The organism is Streptomyces sp. NPDC001985 (assembly GCF_040296845.1).
Classification (GTDB): domain Bacteria; phylum Actinomycetota; class Actinomycetes; order Streptomycetales; family Streptomycetaceae; genus Streptomyces.
Genome location: NZ_JBEOYB010000049.1, coordinates 1 through 12,909, shown reverse-complemented (window position 1 = coordinate 12,909; position 12,909 = coordinate 1). Strand labels below are relative to the sequence as shown.

The 12,909-nt window shown below is 71.9% G+C and carries 12 protein-coding genes and 1 pseudogene; 4 read left to right on the top strand and 9 right to left on the bottom strand.

Annotated features, from left to right (window positions below):
* Positions 1-67: 67 nt before the first annotated feature.
* The 9 genes from ABT122_RS21920 to ABT122_RS21880 are packed head-to-tail and all read right to left on the bottom strand — an operon-like array spanning position 68 to position 8,454.
* Positions 68-1,651 (bottom strand): complex I subunit 4 family protein, encoded by a 1,584-nt coding sequence (locus ABT122_RS21920; protein ID WP_351554712.1) that lies wholly within the window; start codon positions 1,649-1,651, stop codon positions 68-70.
* A 3-nt stretch (positions 1,652-1,654) separates the two neighbouring features.
* Positions 1,655-3,667, bottom strand: coding sequence for an NADH-quinone oxidoreductase subunit 5 family protein (locus tag ABT122_RS21915; protein ID WP_351554709.1), 2,013 nt, complete (start codon positions 3,665-3,667; stop codon positions 1,655-1,657).
* Entirely contained in the window at positions 3,664-4,044 is a 381-nt protein-coding gene (gene nuoK, locus ABT122_RS21910) for an NADH-quinone oxidoreductase subunit NuoK (protein WP_351554706.1), read from the bottom strand. The genes ABT122_RS21915 and nuoK overlap by 4 nt, the downstream gene beginning before the upstream one ends.
* Positions 4,044-4,622: an NADH-quinone oxidoreductase subunit J family protein gene (locus tag ABT122_RS21905; RefSeq protein ID WP_351554702.1), complete on the bottom strand. Its 579-nt coding sequence runs from the start codon at positions 4,620-4,622 to the stop codon at positions 4,044-4,046. Before ABT122_RS21905 ends, nuoK begins: the two co-directional genes overlap by 1 nt.
* A complete protein-coding gene (locus ABT122_RS21900; protein WP_351554699.1) occupies positions 4,619-5,272 on the bottom strand; it encodes a NuoI/complex I 23 kDa subunit family protein in 654 nt (217 codons plus the stop codon). Before ABT122_RS21900 ends, ABT122_RS21905 begins: the two co-directional genes overlap by 4 nt.
* A 5-nt stretch (positions 5,273-5,277) precedes the next feature.
* Positions 5,278-6,243 carry a complex I subunit 1/NuoH family protein gene (locus tag ABT122_RS21895; RefSeq protein ID WP_351554696.1) on the bottom strand — a complete coding sequence of 322 codons (966 nt, stop codon included), beginning with the start codon at positions 6,241-6,243 and terminating at the stop codon, positions 5,278-5,280.
* On the bottom strand, positions 6,240-7,445 hold the full coding sequence (locus ABT122_RS21890; RefSeq protein ID WP_351554693.1) for an NADH-quinone oxidoreductase subunit C: 1,206 nt from the start codon (positions 7,443-7,445) through the stop codon (positions 6,240-6,242). Before ABT122_RS21890 ends, ABT122_RS21895 begins: the two co-directional genes overlap by 4 nt.
* Positions 7,442-8,062, bottom strand: coding sequence for an NADH-quinone oxidoreductase subunit B (locus ABT122_RS21885; protein ID WP_351554690.1), 621 nt, complete (start codon positions 8,060-8,062; stop codon positions 7,442-7,444). The genes ABT122_RS21890 and ABT122_RS21885 overlap by 4 nt, the downstream gene beginning before the upstream one ends.
* Entirely contained in the window at positions 8,053-8,454 is a 402-nt protein-coding gene (locus tag ABT122_RS21880) for an NADH-quinone oxidoreductase subunit A (protein ID WP_351554687.1), read from the bottom strand. Before ABT122_RS21880 ends, ABT122_RS21885 begins: the two co-directional genes overlap by 10 nt.
* A gap of 234 nt (positions 8,455-8,688) precedes the next feature.
* On the opposite strand from ABT122_RS21880, the gene ABT122_RS21875 reads away from it, so the two are divergent.
* The 4 genes and pseudogenes from ABT122_RS21875 to ABT122_RS21860 all read left to right on the top strand — a co-directional run.
* A complete protein-coding gene (locus tag ABT122_RS21875; protein ID WP_351554684.1) occupies positions 8,689-9,927 on the top strand; it encodes a sensor histidine kinase in 1,239 nt (412 codons plus the stop codon).
* Between the two features lie 313 nt (positions 9,928-10,240).
* Positions 10,241-11,572 carry a sensor histidine kinase gene (locus ABT122_RS21870; protein ID WP_351554681.1) on the top strand — a complete coding sequence of 444 codons (1,332 nt, stop codon included), beginning with the start codon at positions 10,241-10,243 and terminating at the stop codon, positions 11,570-11,572.
* Between the two features lie 168 nt (positions 11,573-11,740).
* On the top strand, positions 11,741-12,439 hold the full coding sequence (locus ABT122_RS21865) for a response regulator (RefSeq protein WP_351554678.1): 699 nt from the start codon (positions 11,741-11,743) through the stop codon (positions 12,437-12,439).
* A 246-nt stretch (positions 12,440-12,685) separates the two neighbouring features.
* Positions 12,686-12,909 (top strand): annotated as a pseudogene (locus ABT122_RS21860) (2-oxoacid:acceptor oxidoreductase subunit alpha); the annotation flags it as partial.

The window sequence follows — 12,909 nt, the reverse complement described above, 5'->3', positions numbered from 1 at the left end:
CTGCCGAGGCCGGCGGTGTCGGCGGAACCGGGTGCGGCGCCCGCGATGGCGCCGTCGATGGTCGTGATCACGACTTGCCTCCTGCGAGCAGCTTCTGCACGGCCGGGTCGGTGAGGCCGAGGAGGACCGCGGGCCACAGTCCGGCGAGGACGGTGAGGGCGACGAGCGGCGACCAGGCGGCGATCTCGTACGTCTGGACGTCGGCGACCGGCTTCTCCTCCTGCTCCCTGGTCCGTGCCGCGCCCATGCAGACGCGGCGGACCACGATCAGGAGGTACGCGGCGGTGAGCAGGGTGCCGAAGCCGCCGATCACCATGAAGGTGAGGAAGGCGGGGCGGCTGAGGCCGGGCGCCGGGTCGAAGGCGCCGAACAGCGCGAGCATCTCGCCCCAGAACCCGGCGAGGCCCGGCAGTCCGAGCGAGGCGACGGCGGCGAAGGCGAGCAGCCCGCCGAGCCGGGGCGCGCGGCCGTAGAGGGCGGCGCCGGTGGCTCCCGCGAGGGTGTCGAGATCGGCGGTGCCGTAGCGGTCCTTGAGGGCTCCGACCAGGAAGAACAGCAGGCCGGTGATGAGGCCGTGGGCGATGTTGGCGAAGAGCGCGCCGTTCACGCCGGTGGGCGTCATGGTGGCGATGCCGAGGAGCACGAAGCCCATGTGGCCGACGGAGGAGTACGCGATCAGACGCTTGAGGTCGCCGCCCGCGCCCTGCCTGGCGAGGGCGAGGCAGGCGAGGGAGCCGTAGATGATGCCGACGACGGCGAAGGCGGCGAGATAGGGGGCGAAGGTCCGCATGCCGTCGGGCGCGATGGGCAGGACGATCCGGACGAAGCCGTAGGTGCCCATCTTGAGCAGCACACCGGCCAGCAGGACGGAGCCGACGGTCGGCGCGGCGGTGTGGGCATCCGGGAGCCAGCTGTGCAGCGGCCACATCGGGGTCTTCACCGCGAGGCCGATCCCGATCGCCAGAACGGCGATGACCTGCGTGGACGCGGTCAGCCCGCGGCCGTTGTCAGTGGCGAGTGCCACCATGTCGAATGTGCCTGACTGAAGCCCGATCAGCAGCAGGCCCAGGAGCATGACGACCGAGCCGAGCAGGGTGTAGAGGATGAACTTCCAGGCTGCGGGCGCGCGGGCCGCGCCGCCCCAGCGCGCGATGAGGAAGTACATCGGGATGAGCACCATCTCGAACGCCAGGAAGAAGAGCAGCAGGTCGAGGACGGCGAAGGTCGCGAGCGTCCCCGACTCCAGCACCAGCAGCAGGGCGACGAAGGCCTTCGGGGAGGGGCCCGCGGGCAGCTTGAAGTAGCTGTAGAGCGCGCAGAGGAAGGTCAGCAGCGCGGTCAGGACCAGAAGGGGGAGGGAAATGCCGTCGACACCGAGGTGGATGCGCACATCGAGTGCCGGAATCCAGCTGATGTCCGTCGTGGCCTGCATCCTCGACGGGTTGTCGTGGTCGAAGCCGATCAGCAGCACGATCGCCGCGGCCAGGACGGCGCCGGTGATGGTCACGCCATGGCGCAGAACCGCCTGCTCAGGGCTGCTGCCCCGCAGTCCGGGCGGGGCGGGCAGCAGGGCGGCCACGGCCCCCAGGAGCGGCCCGGCGACGATGAACGCGAGAAGGAACTGCATCACGGACTCGCTGATATCGATCACGGTTCACGATCCCGCGTTGGCGTTGGACAGGACGACGGCGGCGACCGCCAGGACGACGGTGCCCGCGAGCAGCGCGCTGAGATAGGTCTGCACATTGCCCGTCTGGGCGCGCCGGACGAGGATGCCGAGCCAGTTGCCGCCGGTGCCCGCGCCGCGCACATAGGTGTCGACGACCTCGCGGTCGAGGAAGCGGACCAGTTCGGCGGCGGCCAGGACGGGGCGGACGAAGAGCTGGTGGTAGACGGCGTCGAGGTGGAAACCGGACGCGGCGTGGCGGTGCAGCGGGCCCAGGAGCAGGCGTCCGGGGTCGGCGGGGTCGGGGGCGGTGGTGATGCTGCCGTAGGCGGCGGTGTGGGTGGTGACCGCTTCGGCCTCGACGGCGGCGGGGCCGGCGTCCGGGTGGGCGACGACGGCGCCCTCGGGAATCCGGTCCGGGAGGGTGCCGTCGCGGTGGCGCAGGGTCCGCCAGGCGCCGTAGGTGACGAGGGCGCCGATCAGGGCCGCGCCGGTGCCGAGGACCGCGGTGACGACCGTGGGAGCGAGGCGGTTGCCGTCGAACCAGCCCTCGACATAGCCGAAGGTGGCGCCGAAACCGAGGGAGGGCACGGCGAGCAGCCACAGCACGGAGGTCATGGCGCGCGGCTCGCGCCCGTGGTCGGGGGCTTCCTCACCCCGGCCGCGGAAGGCGAGCAGCCACAGCCGGGCCGCGTAGGCGGCGGTGAGCAGCGCGGCCAGCAGGCCGGCGGTCAGCACGGTCCAGCCGGCGGCGGCGGGGGCGGGGCCGAGGTCGCCGAGCGCGGTGTGCTCGGCGGCGACCAGCACGGCTTCCTTGGAGAAGAAGCCGGCGAAGGGGGGAATGGCGGCGAGCGCGAGCAGGGCGATGGTCATCGTCCAGTACGCGTCGGGGATGCGCTGGGCCAGGCCGGTCATGCGGGACATGGCGGCGAGGGAGTTGGTGCCGGCGGCGTGGATGACCACACCGGCGGCGAGGAAGAGCAGCGCCTTGAAGGCGCCGTGGGACAGGAGGTGGAAGACGGCGGCACCGCGGTCCGCGACGGCGAGGGCGGCGGCCATGTAGCCGAGCTGGCCGATGGTCGAGTAGGCGAGGACGCGCTTGATGTCGTCCTGGGCGAGGGCGGCGATCCCCGAGCCGACCATGGTGATCGCGGCCATCACGGCGAGGACGGTCAGCGCCGCGGCGGAGGCGGCGAAGACGGGGAGGAGCCGGGCCACGAAGTAGATGCCGGCCGCGACCATGGTCGCGGCGTGGATCAGGGCGGAGACCGGGGTGGGGCCCGCCATCGCGTCGGGCAGCCAGGTGTGCAGCGGGAACTGCGCCGACTTGCCCGCCACGCCCGCCAGCAGGAGCAGCGCCACCAGGGTGGGGTGGTCGATCCCGCCCGTCTCCACCGCGTCGAGGATTCCGGTGATCCGGAACGTCCCGGCGTCGGTGGCGAGTGCGAAGAGACCGATCAGGAAGGGGACATCGCCGAGCTTGGTGACCAGGAACGCCTTCAGGGAGGCGGCGCGCGCCTCGGGCGTCTCCCAGTAGTGGCCGACGAGGAAGTACGAGCAGATGCCCATGATCTCCCAGCCGACCAGGAGCACCATCAGATCGCCGGAGTAGACGACGAGCAGCATCGCGGCGGTGAAGAGGGAGACCAGGGCGGCGTAGGAGGGGTAGCGGGGGTCGTCGCGCAGATAGGCCGTGGAGTAGATCTGCACACAGGTGGCGACGACCCCGACGAGGACGGCGACGAGGACGGCGAAGCCGTCGAGGCGCAGGGCGAGGTCGATGGGGACCGAGCCCGTCGGGGTGAGCCGGGTGGCCGCGTCGATGGCCGCTCCGCCGCCCTGGCGGACGGCGACGACGACCGCGAGGACCGCGGAGGCGAGGACCGGGAGGATCGCCAGGGGCCGGACGAACCCGGGGGCCTTCCGGCCGAGGAGGAGTCCGGCCGCCGCGCCCAGGAACGGAAGGAGGGGGACGAGGACGGCGAGGGTGGTGGTGGTCACGCGGTGGCCTCTGCCTTCTGCGTCCGCTGCGCCGGAGCGGTCCCGTCAGGGTCGTCGGAGCTGTCGTCGGGGCCCTCGGCGGTGTCGCGGAGCCGGTCGACGTCCGAGCTGCCGCGGTTGCGGTAGACCATCAGGACGATCGACAGACCGATGCCGATCTCCGCGGCGGCGATGGCGATGGTGAAGAGGGTGAGCGCCTGACCGGAGTGGAGGGCGTCGCGCAGCCAGACGTCGAAGGCGACGAGGTTGAGGTTGACGGCGTTGAGCATCAGCTCGACGGACATCAGGACCAGGATCGCGTTGCGCCGGGCGAGGACGCCGTAGACGCCCGTACAGAAGAGAAGGACGCTGAGGACGGCGGGATAGGCGAGGTGCATCAGCTCTTCCCCTCGGGGTCCGTCTCGGAGCCCTTGGCGGTTTCGGCGTGCTTGCGGGAGAGCACGATGGCGCCGACGAGGGCGGCGAGCAGCAGCACGGAGAGGGCCTCGAAGGGCAGCACCCAGTGCCGGAAGAGGATGGAGCCGGTGACCTCGGTGGAGCCCTGGACCGGCCCGTCGAGATCGATCCAGGTGGTGCGGAAGGCGTCCACCACCACCCAGACCAGGGCGGCGGCGGCCGAGCCCGCCACGGCGAGGGCGACCCAGCGGTTGCCGGAGTCGGCGTCCGGGGAGCGGCCTATGGGCGCCTTGGTGAGCATCAGCCCGAAGAGCAGGAGGACGACCACGGAACCGAGATAGATCAGGACCTGCACCCAGGCGATGAACTCCGCCGTGAGCAGCAGGTACTCGACGGCGAGGCCGCCGAGCGCCACCACCAGCCAGAGGGCGGCGTGCACCAGTTGCTTGGTGGTGACGGTCATGACGGCGGCGCCGAGGGTGGCGATGCCGACGAGGAGGAAGGCGATCTCGACACCGGTCGGCGAGAGGAAGCCCGGAGTCCCGGCAGCGAGGATCATGCGGTGCCTCCGGTACCGGGGGGCGGGGTGGCCGGGCCCGAGCCGGGCTCCTGGGCGGGAGGCGCCTGGGCGGCGGGCTCCTCGGCCGGGGGCGCCTGGGCGGCGGGCTCCTCGGCCGGGGGTGCCTGGGCGGCGGCGAGCTTCTCGGCGGTCTTGCGGGCCGCCGCGATCTCCTTCGGCTCCTCGGCACCCGGGTCGAGTGCGGGCGGTGCGGGCACCGTCCACATCCACTCGCGGAGCTTGTCCCGCTCATGGGTGAGTTCGCGGATGTCGGTCTCGGCGTACTCGAACTCCGGGGACCAGAACAGCGCGTCGAAAGGACAGACCTCGATGCAGATACCGCAGTACATGCAGAGCGAGAAGTCGATGGCGAACCGGTCGAGGACATTGCGGCTGCGCTCGCGGCCCCCGGGAGTCACCGCCGGGACCGTCTCCTTGTGGGAGTCGATGTAGATGCACCAGTCGGGGCACTCACGGGCACAGAGCATGCAGACCGTGCAGTTCTCCTCGAACAGTCCGATCACACCACGCGTACGGGGCGGCAGCTCCGGCTGGACGTCCGGGTACTGCGCGGTGACGGTCTTCTTCGTCATCGTGCGGAGGGTGACGGCCAGGCCCTTGGCGAGGCCGGAGCCGGGGATGGGAGGCATGGTTTCTAGATCACCACCTTCACGACGCCGGTGAGGGCGATCTGGGCGAGAGCGAGGGGGACGAGGGTGGTCCAGGCGAGCTTCTGCAACTGGTCCTCACGCATGCGCGGATAGCTCACCCGCAGCCAGATGACGATGAAGGCGAGCACGGCCGTCTTCAGGAGGGTCCAGACCCAGCCGAGGCCGTCGGCGCCCATCGGGCCGTGCCAGCCGCCCAGGAAGAGGACGGTGGTCAGGCCGCAGATGATCACGATGCCCGCGTACTCGGCGAGCAGGAAGAGGGCGAACCGCAGACCGGTGTACTCGGTGTAGGCGCCGAAGATGATCTCGGAGTCGGCGACCGGCATGTCGAAGGGAGGGCGCTGGAGTTCGGCGAGGCCCGCGACGAAGAAGACGAGGGCGCCCACGATCTGCCAGGGCAGCCACCACCACTCCCAGGCGTTCAGGATGCCGGGGAGGGAGACCGTGCCCGCCGCCATGGCGACGGAGGCGGCGGCCAGCAGCATCGGCAGCTCGTACGCCAGCAGCTGGGCGGCGGTCCGCAGGCCGCCGAGGAGGGAGAACTTGTTCGCGGACGCCCAGCCCGCCATGAGCGAACCGAGCACACCGACGCCCATGACGGCGAGGACGAAGAAGATGCCCGCGTCGATGACCTGGCCGACCGCGCCCTCGGTCGGGCCGATCGGGATGGCGAGGAGCACCAGGAGATAGGGGAGGAGGGCGACGGCGGGGGCGAGCTGGAAGATGCGGCGGTCGGCGTTGGCCGGGACCACGTCCTCCTTCTGCGCGAACTTCACACCGTCGGCGACCAGCTGGGCCCAGCCGTGGAAACCACCCGCGTACATGGGGCCGAGGCGGCCCTGCATATGGGCCATGATCTTGTGCTCGGCCTGCCCGACGACGAGGGGGAGGACGAGGAAGACCGCGAAGACGATGAGGAGCCGGAGGGCGACGTCGAGAGCGTCGTTCACGCGGGGTCGCCTCCCGGGGAGGGGGTGGGGTGGGGGTTGGCGGTGGGGGGCTCGGGCTTCCGGTCCGGCTCGGGTGCCGGGGGCTCGGGGCCGTCCTCAATCGCCGGACGGGCTGAGTTTTCGGGGGCCTGGTCCGGCTCGGGCGCCGGGCGGGACGGGCTTTCGGGGGCCCGGTCCGGCTCGGGCGCCGGGCGGGACGGGCTTTCGGGGGCCCGGTCCGGCTCGGGCGCCGAGGGCGCAGGGGTGTCCTCCATCGCCGGACGGGCTGGAGTGGTGCTGCTCTCCCTGTCCGGGGTGGAGGGCGGGGAGGTGGGGACGGCCTTGCCCGGGGCAGAGGCCGGGCCGGGCGGGGTGGTGGTGCTCTTCTCGTCCGGAGCGGGGGTGGTCGGGTGGGGGTGGTGCCAGGGGGCGTCCGGGGTCGGGGCCGGGGGGCGGCTCGCGGGGCCCTCCGACGCCGTGCGGGCGCGGCGCGGCGGGCGCTCCGGGCTGGCCGCTCCCGCCGCTCCCGGGGTGGCCGGCTGGGAGGCCGAGCCGTCGGAGGCCGTGCGGGCGCGGCGGGCCGGGCGCTCGCCGGCTGCCGCTCCCGCCGCTCGCGGGGTGCGGGCCGGACGGGCCGGGGCCGGAGGGAGCTGGCCCTTGAGCGGGCCCCACTCGTTGGGGTCGGGGACGCCGGGCGGGAGCATCTGGCGCCGCTTGGGCCCGCCGTGCTCGGACTCACCCGGCTCCTTCGCGCCGGGCCACGCCTTCGCCACCCGCGCCGCGAGGACGAAGTCCTTGCGCAGCGGGTGCCCCTCGAAGTTCTCCGGGAGCAGCAGCGGCACCAGGTGCGGATGGCCGGTGAAGCCGACGCCGAACATCTCGTGCGTCTCCCGCTCGTGCCAGCCCGCGCCCGCGTAGACCCCCACGGCCGTGGGGAGTACGGGAGCCTCGTGCGGCACGGTCGTGCGCAGCAGCAGCCGGCGGACCCGGCCGCCCCCCAGGGAGGCGACATGGGCGCAGACCCGGAAGCCGGTGCCGGGTTCGTCGACCGCGCTCAGCCAGTCGAAGTAGGTGCAGGCCAGCTCGTCGCGCGCGGTCTCCAGCGCGGAGATCCACCGGTCGGCCGGCACATCGACCGTGAGGAGGTCGTAGGCCAGTTCGGCGGTCGTGTCCGGGCCGAAGATCTCGGTGACTGTGTCGGGAAGACGGTCGTACGCGCTCACTTCTCGCCCCCGGGAGCCGTGGGCTCGGGTGCGGCCACCAGGCCGCTGCGCAGCTCGGACACCGACGCGCGGCCCGCCCCGTACCGCTCACCGAGCGACTCGCGGGCGATCTTCTCCTGGAGCTTCAGGATTCCCTGGAGGAGTGCCTCGGGGCGCGGCGGGCAGCCGGGTACGTAGACGTCGACGGGGATGATCTGGTCGACGCCCTTGGTGACGGAGTAGGAGTCCCAGTAGGGGCCGCCGCAGTTGGAGCAGGCGCCGAAGGAGATGACGTACTTCGGCTCCGGCATCTGCTCGTAGAGACGTTTCACCGCCGGTGCCATCTTGTCCGTCACCGTGCCCGAGACGATCATCAGGTCGGCCTGGCGCGGGCCCGGCGCGAAGGGGATGACACCGAGCCGGATGAAGTCGTGGCGGGCCATGGAGGCGGCGATGAACTCGATGGCGCAGCAGGCGAGCCCGAAGTTGAAGACCCACAGGCTGTAGCGGCGCCCCCAGTTGAGGACCACCTTCATCGGTTCGGGGGCCAGCCGGGAGAGGATGCCCACCTTGGGCTCGGGCAGCAGCACCGGAGCGGGGGCGGCGGGGCCCTGGGGCGGGGTCGGGGTCACGTCCATGTGAGGACGCCCTTCTTCCATGCGTAGAGCAGTCCCACGGCCAGGAAGCCGAGGAAGATGAACATCTCCACCAGGGTCGTCCCGCCGTATCCGGGCGCGGCGAAGACCGTGGCCCACGGGAAGAGGAAGATCGAGTCGACCGCGAAGATCACATACAGAAACGCATAGACGTAGTAGCGGACCTGGGTGTGCGCCCAGCCCTCGCCGACCGGGTCCACTCCGCACTCGTAGGTGAGCAGTTTCTCCGGCGTGGGGACCACGGGCCGCAGCAGCCGCCCCGCCCCGAAAGCCACCGCCACGAACAGGACGCCGATCAGCGCCAGCAGCCCGACGACGGAGTAACTGGCGTAGTAGTCGTCCGCCGCGAGCACGGCCACGGTCGGTTCCGGCACGTCCGCCCCTCGCTCCCTGACCTCGATTTCGCAGATCAAGCCCTACCGCGAGCCGCGATCCTGCGGACGCGGTCGGCGATCTGCCCGGTGATCTGTGTTCTGTACCCACGGGAGTCTAGGCCCTGCTAAAGCGGCGGTAAGCAGTCGCGTCACGCATAGGGTGGGGATATCCCCACTTCCACCCGCCGAGGTACCCCATGGCTCGGGGCGTCACGGCCGTGCAGGCTGGCATCCATGACCGTGACCAAGACCGTCTCCGACACCCCCGCGCCCGGAGCGTCCGGCGGCGACCGGCCGCCGCCCGTCGGCTTCGCCCTGTCCGGGCCCACCTGGAAGGAGGTCGCCCACCTCCTGGCCAATCTGCCCGCCGCGTTGATCGGTTTTATTTACGCGGCGTTCACAATCGCCCTCGGGGCGGGGCTGTCGGTGACGGTGATCGGACTGCCGCTGCTCGTGGCCGGGCTGGCCGGCGCGCGGCTGCTCGGCCGGTCGGAACGGGCCCGCGCCCGCGCGCTGCTGGGCGTACGGATCGATGAGCCGAGCCCGCTCCGGAGCGCGCGGAGGCAGCGGTCCGGGATGCTCGCCCCGCTGTGGCAGGGGCTGAAGGACCCGGTGGGCTGGCGGTCGCTGCTCTACTGCTTCATCCGGCTGCCCTGGGGGGTGCTGACCTTCGCCACGGTGGCGGTGGGCTTCTTCGTGCTCTGGCCGGTGCTCCCCTTCATCGCGCGCGCCCTGGCCAACGCCGACCGGGCGATGGTGCGCGGGCTGCTCTCGCCGTCGGACGAGCTGGAGCGGCGCGTCGCCGAGCTGGAGTCGGACCGGGGTGTGGTGGTCGACACCGCCGCCGCCGATCTCCGCCGCATCGAGCGCGATCTCCACGACGGCGCCCAGGCCCGGCTGGTCGCCCTGGCCATGGGGCTGGGTCTGGCGAAGGAGAAGCTCCTGGAGGACCCGGAGGCGGCGGCCCTGATGGTCGACGAGGCCCACGGCGAGGTCAAACTCGCCCTTCAGGAGCTGCGGGACCTCGCCCGGGGCATCCACCCGGCCATCCTCACCGACCGGGGGCTGAGCGCCGCCCTCTCCTCCATCGGGGCGCGCTGCACGGCCCCGGTGAAGGTCACCGTGGAGCTCACGGAACGGCCGGCCCCGGCCATCGAGGGCATCGCGTACTTCACCGTCTCCGAGCTGCTCCAGAACATCAGCAAGCACGCGCGGGCCACGAGCGCGTCGGTGGAGGTGTGGCGCACCGCGGACCGGCTGCTGATCCAGGTCGGTGACAACGGGGTGGGCGGGGCACGGCTGGACGCGGGCACCGGGATGTCCGGGCTCGCGGAGCGGCTGGGGGCGGTGGACGGGCTGTTCGTCCTGGACTCCCCGGCGGGCGGGGGCACCAGGGTGACGGTGGAGGTGCCCTGGCGCGAGCGCGCCCCGGGCGAGCCCCGAGCCGGGACCGCGCGCCGAACCCTGGGCTGAGCCGCGAGCCGGGACTCCGAGCAGGGGCCCCGCGCCGAACCCGGGCTGAGCGCTCGGACCCCACGACGAGACCCCGCGACGAGACCCCGCGACGGGACTCCGCGACGGGCCCCCGCGACAGGCCCCCGCGACGGGACCGACCCCGCGCCGGCCCCGCTGACGGGAGCCCAGGGGCGGCCGGGACAGCGCCGGACGCCCTCCATGGTGGGGAAAACCCCCGCCCCGAGACGGGAACCGGCCGCATGGTGCCGCCCCCCGCCGGCGGCGCACTCTGGGTGTCATGACAGCCCGCCTCGCAGAACGGACGACCCCGATGGCCACGGATCACCACCCGGCGCGGCAGGACCGGAACGATGACCGCGTCCGCCTGATCCCTCCCGTTCTGCGAGCGCCGTTCGAGGCACGCACCTGGCGGGAGTTCGGCTATCTGGTGCTGAGCCTGCCGATCAGTGTGATCCTCTTCACTTTCGCGATGGTCACCGTCGCGCTGAGCGCGGGGCTGCTCGTCACCTTCCTGGGCATTCCGGTACTGGCCGCCGGTCTCGCGACCTGCCGGGGCTTCGGGGCCCTGGAGCGGAGCCGGGCGCGCGTGCTGCTGCGGCTCGACGTGGACAGCCCCGAGCCGGTCTCCCCCCGGGCGGGCGGGCTGATGCCATGGGTCGGCGCGGTCCTCAAGAGCGGTACGTCCTGGCGTCATCTGCTCTACGCGCTGCTGCACCTCCCCTGGGCCGTGGTCGCGTTCGTGATGACCGTCACCACCTGGGCCGTGGGCTGGACACTGCTGGCGTACCCCCTCTGGCAGTGGACCCTGCCCGCCTACACCGACCAGCCGGGCATCCAGCTCTTCGGTGACGGCAAGGGCAACGCGTTCTTCCTGGACACGCCCTTCGAGATCGCCGGCACCTCGGTACTGGGCCTCGGGACCGTGCTGGTCGCCGCCGGGCTGATCCGGGGCTCCGCCCATGTCGACCGGCTGATGATCAGCGGGCTCCTCGGCCCCTCCCGGCTCGCGAACCGCGTGGTGGAGCTGGAGTCGGACCGGGGCGTGGTGGTCGACACCGCCGCCGCCGACCTCCGCCGCATCGAGCGCGACCTCCACGACGGCGCCCAGGCCCGGCTCGTCGCCCTCGCCATGGATCTCGGGCTCGCGAAGGAGAAGCTCCTGGAGGACCCGGAGGCGGCGGCCACGATGGTCGACGAGGCCCACGGCGAGGTCAAACTCGCCCTCCGTGAGCTGCGGGACCTCGCCCGGGGCATCCACCCGGCCATCCTCACCGACCGGGGGCTGAGCGCCGCCCTCTCGGCGGTGGCGTCCCGTTGCACGGTTCCGGTGACCGTCGAGGTGGATCTCACGGACCGCCCGGCCCCGGCCATCGAGGGCATCGCGTACTTCACCGTCTCCGAGCTGCTCCAGAACATCAGCAAGCACGCGCGGGCCCGCCGGGCCTCGGTGGACGTCTGGCACTCCGACGGGCGGCTGATGGTCCAGGTCACCGATGACGGCCAGGGCGGCGCCGACCTCACCGCGGGCAGCGGTCTGGCGGGGCTGGCGGAGCGGCTGGGCGCCGTCGACGGAATCCTCGCCGTCGACTCGCCGGCGGGCGGCCCGACCACGGTCACGGCGGAGCTGCCCTGGCGCGGCTGACCCGGGCCCGCGGCCCGCGCGGCCCGTGGCCGGGTCGGCCGAGCGATCGGCCGACCCGGCCACGGGCCGACCCGTGCGAGCCCCACAACACCTCGCTCCCGGCGCTGTCGCCTCCCGCGCTTCCGCACTCCGGTCCCGATACTGGGATGCTGGTGTGTACAGGCGGGAATGGGATCTACAGGGGGGCGTCAGTCAGTGGAGGACCGAGTGCGGGTGGTCATCGCCGAGGATTCAGTGCTGCTTCGAGAGGGCCTGACCCGGTTGCTCACCGACCGCGGGCACGATGTGGTGGCCGGCGTCGGCGACGGAGAAGCGCTGATCAAGACAATCGCCGAGCTGGCGGCTCAGGACGCGCTGCCCGATGTGGTGGTGGCCGATGTACGGATGCCTCCGACCCACACGGACGAGGGTGTACGGGCTGCGGTGCGGCTGCGCAAGGACCACCCCCGCATCGGGGTGCTGGTGCTGTCGCAGTACGTGGAGGAGCAGTACGCCACGGAGCTGCTGGCGGGCAGCAGCCGGGGCGTCGGCTACCTCCTGAAGGACCGGGTGGCGGATGTGCGGGAGTTCGTGGACGCCGTCGTACGGGTCGCCCGGGGCGGTACGGCGCTGGACCCCGAGGTGGTCGCCCAGTTGCTGGGCCGCAGCCGCAAGCAGGACGTTCTGGCCAGACTCACCCCCCGCGAGGGGGAGGTCCTCGGTCTGATGGCCGAGGGGCGGACCAACTCGGCGATCGCCCGGCAGCTCGTTGTGAGCGACGGTGCCGTCGAGAAGCATGTGAGCAACATCTTCCTCAAGCTGGGCCTCTCACCCAGCGACGGGGACCACCGGCGAGTGCTTGCCGTGTTGACCTACCTCAACTCGTAATTGACCAACTCTGATCATTACTGATCCGACCGATGGTCCTAGACCCAAAGAATGAGCGGGGAGCCTCGTACCAGAAAGTCCACGGGGGTGGATAAATTGTGACAAATAGGGGCAACAAAGTGTCTCAAAGGGACGTCCACGATATGAGCGGTCCAGGGAAGGGCACCCTTACCCACGTAGGGTGGCCCCTGGGACGACCAGTGGGACGGTCGACCCGAGCAGCCGCCTCAAGGGAGGTCCAGTTCAGTGAGCAGCCATGTCAGTAGCCCAGCCGAGCATGCCGATGAGGCCGACGGCACCGAGGAGACTCTCGTCGGTGGACAGCGCAAGCCAGCCATCGGTGAGGGAGCCGGTGCGAAGGAGGTTCGCCGGCTCGACCGGGTGATTATCCGGTTCGCGGGTGACTCGGGTGACGGAATGCAGCTCACGGGTGACCGGTTCACCTCGGAGACCGCGTCATTCGGGAACGA

Excerpts from the sequence above, each read along its gene's own strand:
- ABT122_RS21865 (WP_351554678.1), top strand. The coding sequence starts at position 11,741 with ATGGGATCTACAGGGGGGCGTCAGTCAGTGGAGGACCGAGTGCGGGTG.
- ABT122_RS21875 (WP_351554684.1), top strand. The coding sequence starts at position 8,689 with ATGACCGTGACCAAGACCGTCTCCGACACCCCCGCGCCCGGAGCGTCC.
- ABT122_RS21870 (WP_351554681.1), top strand. The coding sequence starts at position 10,241 with ATGGCCACGGATCACCACCCGGCGCGGCAGGACCGGAACGATGACCGC.
- ABT122_RS21900 (WP_351554699.1), bottom strand. The coding sequence starts at position 5,272 with ATGCCTCCCATCCCCGGCTCCGGCCTCGCCAAGGGCCTGGCCGTCACC.
- nuoK (WP_351554706.1), bottom strand. The coding sequence starts at position 4,044 with ATGCACCTCGCCTATCCCGCCGTCCTCAGCGTCCTTCTCTTCTGTACG.
- ABT122_RS21885 (WP_351554690.1), bottom strand. The coding sequence starts at position 8,062 with ATGGACGTGACCCCGACCCCGCCCCAGGGCCCCGCCGCCCCCGCTCCG.
- ABT122_RS21905 (WP_351554702.1), bottom strand. The coding sequence starts at position 4,622 with ATGATCCTCGCTGCCGGGACTCCGGGCTTCCTCTCGCCGACCGGTGTC.